The organism is Saccharopolyspora sp. NPDC045941, assembly GCF_056431445.1.
The window spans coordinates 58,020-64,293 of record NZ_JBWKKU010000059.1 but is presented as its reverse complement, the minus strand read 5'-3'; the positions used below and the strand labels follow the sequence as shown (position 1 = coordinate 64,293).

The 6,274-nt window shown below is 69.0% G+C and carries 4 protein-coding genes; 1 reads left to right on the top strand and 3 read right to left on the bottom strand.

All coding sequences use genetic code 11. The features are described 5' to 3' along the window. Nucleotides 1–98: 98 nt before the first annotated feature. Nucleotides 99–1,379 (bottom strand): sialidase family protein, encoded by a 1,281-nt coding sequence (locus AC07FN_RS34985; protein ID WP_478399478.1) that lies wholly within the window; start codon nt 1,377–1,379, stop codon nt 99–101. A gap of 215 nt (nt 1,380–1,594) precedes the next feature. Then, the gene (locus tag AC07FN_RS34980) at nt 1,595–4,090 is read right to left on the bottom strand and encodes an FtsK/SpoIIIE family DNA translocase (RefSeq protein ID WP_478399477.1); all 2,496 of its coding nucleotides are present in this window, start codon (nt 4,088–4,090) and stop codon (nt 1,595–1,597) included. 119 nt (nt 4,091–4,209) lie between these two features. Here AC07FN_RS34980 and AC07FN_RS34975 point away from each other — a divergent pair, with 119 nt between their 5' ends. Further along, nucleotides 4,210–5,046 (top strand): lysophospholipid acyltransferase family protein, encoded by an 837-nt coding sequence (locus AC07FN_RS34975; protein WP_478399476.1) that lies wholly within the window; start codon nt 4,210–4,212, stop codon nt 5,044–5,046. Here AC07FN_RS34975 and AC07FN_RS34970 read toward each other — a convergent pair whose 3' ends face one another. Then, nucleotides 5,047–6,120 carry a beta family protein gene (locus AC07FN_RS34970; RefSeq protein WP_478399479.1) on the bottom strand — a complete coding sequence of 358 codons (1,074 nt, stop codon included), beginning with the start codon at nt 6,118–6,120 and terminating at the stop codon, nt 5,047–5,049. Nucleotides 6,121–6,274: the final 154 nt, after the last annotated feature.

Sequence of the window (6,274 nt, the reverse complement as noted above, 5' to 3'; positions counted from 1 at the left end):
CGGCCGCATCGTCCAAGCCGCACTCGTCCTCACCCACTACGAACACAGCCAACTCACCTAACCTCTTACTGAGATCACCTCATTGAAATTGCGGGCCGTCAGCGGCCGGGGCGCGGGTCCATCGGCTTCGCCTCGTGGCTGCTCGCCGTTCCGGCCGTCGCGTCAATCGGGCCCGTCGCGTGGAACGCCTCGCACGGCCCCCCGATGTACTTCTCGAAGTCCGTCGTGATGTGGATGACCGACTTCCCGTCCGACGTCGGCAACACGGTCGGGCTGAAGTTGCGGCAGACGCTGCCCTTGTTGTAGCTGAGCTGCACCGGGGACGGGATCTCCCGCCAGCCCCGCGCCAGGTCGGACGGGTTGTCGTTGACCATCAGCGTGCGCCCGTTGCCCGGCGCCCAACCGCCGTTGTCGCCGCCGAGCATCTGGTACGCCAGCAGCAGCCGCCCGTTCGGGCCCGGCCCCGGCGCCCACGCGATCGTCGGCGTGCCCAGCGGCTGCCCGCCGGTTTCCGACACGATCTCCGTGCCCAAGTCGTACGGGTCGCCGAAATCCCAGCCGTCGGCCGAGGTCCGCATCCACACCGTGCAGATGTGCACCGGATCGTAGTTGCAGACCTCGTAGACCATCACATAAGTGCCGTCCGGCAGCTGCCGGATCCCGGACATCCCGGGACGCACCGTGAACTTGTCGTTCTTCAGCGTTTCCCGCAGATCGGTCCAATTGCGACCGTCCGCGGAACGCACCTGGACCATCTTCTGGTCGTGCTTCGGGTCGCCGTCGTCGGAATAGAACGCGACCAGATCGCCCTGCGCGGACACCGTGAACTCGGGCTCCCACACGCCCGGCCCGACCGGCGCCTGCACGATGGTCGACAGGAAGCTCCAGGTTCGCCCGTGGTCGTCGCTGCGCCACACCCGGATGCTGCTGTGCCGCTCCTCCGGGTCTGCGCCGACGCCGGCGGTGCCGGCCCACAGCAGGGTTCCGGCCGGCATGTCGCCCACCTGCCGCGGCAACTCGTACAACGTCGAGCAGCACATGCCCTTCGCGTCCGCGCCCTCCGGGTCGCGGATCTCGCCGATCTGCCGGAACGTCTCGCCGTCGTCGCGGCTTTCGTAGATGACCGCGAAGCCAGCGCCGTCCACATAGGTCGTCATGCTGGCCAGCACGCGCCCGTCGGCCAGGCCGGAGTGCTGCAACAGCACCATTCGCGGATAGCTGCTGCCGCCGGCGCGCAACAGCTCTCCCTTGTCCACATCGGACGGTGCTACATCCTGCCCACCGGCCGGGACACCAGACGCGATCTGCTGAAATCCCACCACCAGCAGCAACGCGGCGAACAGCACCGATAACCAGGCGCGGACTTTCCGGACGACCATGCGAGAGCCCTTCGAAATCGCGGCGGATAAACCGTCAGCGGGCGGGACACTATCGCACGGAACCGGGAGATCAACCCTTCTAACAATTCCGTTCAGCGCAATCTTAGAAGCGCAAATGGAGCAGTACGAACCCGGCAGAACTGGTCGAGAAAATGCCGGTTAAAACGCGGAAAACGGCAACGTCCCCGCATCCAGGAGATGCGGGGACGCCGGATTCACTCGGCGTCCGGCGGCGGCCCGCCGCGGATCGAGAACAGCGTGTTCTCCAACTCGTCCGGCTTGACCAGCACCTCGCGCGCCTTCGACCCCTCCGACGGCCCGACGACGCCGCGCGACTCCAGCAGGTCCATCAGCCGGCCGGCCTTGGCGAACCCGACCCGCAGCTTGCGCTGCAACATCGAGGTGGAGCCGAACTGGCTGGTCACCACCAGCTCGGTGGCCTGCAGCAGGACGTCGAGGTCGTCGCCGATGTCGGAGTCGACTTCCTTCTTCTCGCCCGCCTTGGCCGCCGTGACGCCGTCGGTGTACTCCGGGTCGGCCTGGTCCTTGGTGTACGAGACGATGCGGTGGATCTCGTCGTCACCGACGAACGAGCCCTGCACCCGGACCGGCCGGGACGCCCCCATCGGCAGGTACAGCGCGTCGCCCATGCCGATCAGCTTCTCGGCACCCGGCTGGTCCAGGATGACCCGCGAGTCGGTCAGCGACGACGTCGCGAACGCCAGCCGCGACGGCACGTTCGTCTTGATCAGGCCCGTCACCACGTCCACCGACGGGCGCTGGGTCGCCAGCACCAGGTGGATGCCGGCGGCCCGCGCCTTCTGCGTGATCCGCACGATGGCGTCCTCGACGTCGCGCGGCGCGGTCATCATCAGGTCGGCGAGCTCGTCGACGATGGCCAGGATGTACGGGTACGGCCGGTATTCGCGCTCGCTGCCCAGCGGCGCCGTGATCTCGCCCGAGGAGACCTTCCGGTTGAAGTCGTCGATGTGGCGCACCCGGTTGGCCTGCATGTCCTGGTAGCGCTGCTCCATCTCCTCCACCAGCCAGGCCAGCGCGGCGGCGGCCTTCTTCGGCTGGGTGATGATGGGCGTGATCAGGTGCGGGATGCCCTCGTACGGCGTCAGCTCCACCATCTTCGGGTCGATCAGGATCATCCTGACCTCCTGCGGGGTGGCCCGCGCGAGCAGCGACACCAGCATCGAGTTGACGAAGCTGGACTTACCGGACCCGGTCGAGCCGGCCACCAGCAGGTGCGGCATCTTCGCCAGGTTTGCGGTGACCATGTGGCCTTCGATGTCCTTGCCCAGCCCCATCACCAGCGGGTGGCTGTCCTTGCCCGCCTCGGCGGAGCGCAGGACATCGCCCAGCCGCACCATCTCCCGGTCGCTGTTGGGCACCTCGATGCCCACTGCGGACTTGCCCGGGATCGGCGCCAGCAGCCGGACGTTGTCGGTCGCGGCGGCGTAGGCGATGTTCTTGGTCAGCGCGGTGATCTTCTCGACCTTCACGCCGGGACCGAGCTCGACCTCGTAGCGGGTCACGGTCGGCCCCCGGGTGAAGCCGGTGACCTGGGCGTCGATGTTGAACTGCTCCAGCACAGCGGTGATCGCCTCGATCATGGCGTCGTTGGCGCGGCTGCGGCTCTTCGGCGGGTCGCCGTCGGTGAGCACGTCCAGCGGCGGCAACTGGTAGTCGCCTTCGACGCTGCGGCTGATCTGCGGCTTGCTGCTCTTCTTCGGCTTCTCCTCGGCGGCTTCGGCGACCGGCTTGGCGGGCACCGCGGCGGCCTTCGACTTGGCGGGCTTGGGCTGCTCGTCGGGCACGTCCTCCAGGGACAGCTGCCGGTCCTCTTCGGACATCGCCGCCTGGCGGCGCCGGGACGGCCGGCGCAGCTTGACCGAAGCCGGATCGGCCTCCAGCTCCTTGGTGGCGCCAGCCGCCGGGCGGGCCTCCTCGGCCTCCTGCCCGAGACCGCGCAACCGGGCCGCCACCTCGCGCACCGGCGTGCCGGTGAGCACGAGCAATCCGAACAGCCCGATCAGCACCAGCACCGGCGCCGCGACCCAGCCGGTGAGCCCGTGCGCGAGCGGGCCGCCGGCGACGAAACCCAGGGCTCCGCCGGCGTTCGCCCAGTTCTCGGGATCGAGCGGGGCGCCGGACACGATGTGCAGGACGCCGAGCGTGGTGAAGATCAGCAGCAACGACCCGATCACCACGCGGGGCCGCGCCTCGGCGCTGGTCTCGGTGCGCATCAGCAGCACGGCGGTGATCAGCAGCACGATCGGCAGCACCACGGCCGCCACGCCGATGACCGAGCGCAGCGCCCAGTCGAACCAGTGCCCGACCGGGCCGCCGGCCTGCCACCAGACGCCGGCGGCGGCGATCACCGCGGTCGCGAGGAAGATCAGCGCCAGCCCGTCGCGCCGGTGCGCGGGGTCGAGTTCCTTGGTCTTGCCCACCGCCCGGACCACGCTCCCGACGCCGCGCGCGATGCTCCCGCCGCCCTTGGAACTCGTCCTGGCGGATCGCTTCGGTGCTGGTCTGCGGGGTGCGTGCGTAGATCCGGGGCGGGGCTTGGCGCTCCCGGAGCTCTTCCGCGTGGTGCCCGACCTGCCCGATCCGCCACTCCTGGCGGCGGAGCCGTTACTCTTGGTCGCGCTTTTGCCACGCGACGAGCCCCGTCCCCCGTTCGATGTCCGGCTCGCCATGCCCCACACGGTATCTCCACCCGCCTCGCGCGTCACACCAGCCACGGGAGATCGCAGGTCGGCCGTTTTTCGGGCAATCCGCTCCAACCGGCGCAGCGCGCGTGAGATCCTCGACCATCATGGTCGCCCTACCTTCCAGTCCGAACGAGCCGACACGCCGAACCGACCGCGAGAAGCTGTTCCGCGATGCGCCGCTGCTGTGGCGCGCGCTGATGCGGGTCGACCGCGCGATCATCGGGCTGACCGGGCGCCTGGAGGTCACCGGCGACGTACCGGATTCGGTGCGCGGCAAGCCGCTGCTGCTGGCTGCCAACCACATCGGCAACCTCGACGCGTTGGTGCTGATCGCGGCCTGCCGCACCCGTCGCCTCGCGCCGCGCTTCCTCGCCACCGGCGGGCTCTTCGACACGCCGGTGCTGGGCACGGTGCTCCGCACCTGCCGGCACGTCCGCGCCGACCGCGGCAAGAGCACCGCGGGCGAGGCGCTGGGCCGGGTCGTCACGGCGCTGACCAGCGATCATCACCCGGTGCTGATGTACCCGGAGGGCCGGATCACCCTCGAACCGGACATGTGGCCGGAGCGAGGGAAGACGGGCGTGGCCCGGATGGCGCTGGCCTCCGGCGCGGCGGTGGTGCCGGTCAGCCAGTGGGGCGCCCACGAGGCGATGTGCTACGGCATGGTCCGCGTCGAGAAGACCGGCGACCTCCGGATCCTGTTCGCGTCGTGGCTGCGGGCCGTCCGCCGCCGGCCGAAGCTGAAGGTCCACTTCGGAGCGCCGGTGGACCTCAGCGACCTGTCCGCGGACCGGGTCGGCGACGCGACCAGGGCCCGCGACCGCATCATGCGAGCCATCGCAACCGGCATGGTGCCCCTGCGCGAGGGAGAACTCGGAGCGCCCCACCACTTCGACCCGACGCGCCCGGCCACCGACAAACCCAGCCCCTGGCGCCCGTGATCACGCCGCGCGATCTCCCCTAGCAGCCAGGTGCGCGATGTGGTGCGAAGTCCCGATCGCAATCCAGTCCTGAGACCTCTTGGCCACCACGTCACCCTTTGAACACTTTTCCAGCCTCAGGTCCCCCCACGACCCGGTCGCGCTCTGCTCGTACTCCGCCGACCCGACCAACTCCTGTGCCACTTCGAGGAAATAGGCGCCGGGGTCTTCACCGGGCAGCGGTCTTCTCTTGTCGTCGCGCGCCATGGCGCGGAAGGCATACCGACTGCGGCGGTCACCCGTGTAGAACAGGTACGGGTTCGGTCGCCCCCTTCCCCCTCCTGGTTCCGCGGGTACGTCGGCGCTGGGGTGCACGATCCCGTAGTCGCCGTAGCGAACATCCAGTGAACCGGCCTTGAGCTGCTGCCACAGGGTGAATTCATGCCGAGGCCGGACACCTCCGTCCAGCTGCTGTCGCTTCGCCGGGATGGAACCGCCCATCACCGTGATCGACTGGAACGAGTACCTCGCCGCAAGGCCGGCGATCAGCCGCCCGCACTCGCCGCTTGGAATGGTCCTTCGCAGGAAGCCTGCGTCGACCAGCAGCTCAACCGCTTCGGGCGCGGTCTTCGATCTGGTCAAGAAGCGCCCGATCCAGTCGACAGCCGAATCCGTCGGGCAAGTCGCCCGCACCCGGACGCCGAACGCGCAGTCGAACGACTCACGGAGCAGCACGTACCCGCGCAATTCTCGATCATCCATCCCCAGCGGCACCACCGGTGTGAAAGGCAGCTCGGCATCAAGCCTGAGCTGCCCGTCCGGCCCTTCGGTCAGGCTCCTGACCACGGGATCCAGGGGACCACCCGGCTGGTCCCGCAACAGACTCGACAGGTGGAGCCGTGTCACGTCGAGGAGCGGTTTCTGCCCGTTGTTCGTCAGGTGTTCGAGGGCCGCAGCAAGGCTCTTCAGGAGGTCAGGGCCATCCGAAACCAGGTCAACGCAGATGCGGACGGCCTGCGCTTCGCTCGGTGCGACTTTCTGCAACGCCTCCAGTTCACCCGACTTGCTCCGCACGACGACCGCGGACGAATGCATCACTCCGACCTCCCCACGCCGGACGATTCCTGCACCACGGTAAGAAGTTCCTGCCCGCACCCGCGTCGGCTGAACGGTTGATCAACCCAGGTCGCGCGGGCGACCGCAACCGAGCGCCGGACACCGCCGTTCCCCGATCCGGGGGCCACCGGCA

Bases quoted from the DNA above. Each gene is read 5' to 3' on its own strand.
- AC07FN_RS34985 (WP_478399478.1), bottom strand. From the start codon at position 1,379: ATGGTCGTCCGGAAAGTCCGCGCCTGGTTATCGGTGCTGTTCGCCGCG.
- AC07FN_RS34980 (WP_478399477.1), bottom strand. From the start codon at position 4,090: ATGGCGAGCCGGACATCGAACGGGGGACGGGGCTCGTCGCGTGGCAAA.
- AC07FN_RS34975 (WP_478399476.1), top strand. From the start codon at position 4,210: ATGGTCGCCCTACCTTCCAGTCCGAACGAGCCGACACGCCGAACCGAC.
- AC07FN_RS34970 (WP_478399479.1), bottom strand. From the start codon at position 6,120: ATGCATTCGTCCGCGGTCGTCGTGCGGAGCAAGTCGGGTGAACTGGAG.